Below are 237 nucleotides of genomic sequence, written 5' to 3'. Positions count from 1 at the left end.
CGGGACAGGCCGCGATCGTTCCGGCCCTTCCCGGTCGGGAAGTAGGCCTTGGTGAAAATCTCGACGCTTTCACGACGTGTTCCTTTGAGCGCCTCGCCCAAGGCTTCTTCGGCACGGGTTCCGGCATACGCATCGGCGGTGTCGAAGGTGGTGATACCTAAATCCAGTGCCTGTTTGACGCATTGCGTAGCTGCGGCCTGGTCGATCTGCTCACCGTGGGTGAACCAGTTTCCGTAG

The 237-nt window shown here is 60.3% G+C and carries 1 protein-coding gene; it reads right to left on the bottom strand.

The features are described from left to right. On the bottom strand, window positions 1–237 hold a 237-nt coding region (locus tag SB847_RS22200; protein ID WP_410578920.1), incomplete at both ends, for an aldo/keto reductase.

The organism is Bacillus sp. SIMBA_026 (assembly GCF_046535335.1).
Classification (GTDB): Bacteria; Bacillota; Bacilli; order Bacillales; family Bacillaceae; genus Bacillus; species Bacillus velezensis.
This window is presented reverse-complemented; position numbering and strand designations above follow the sequence as displayed.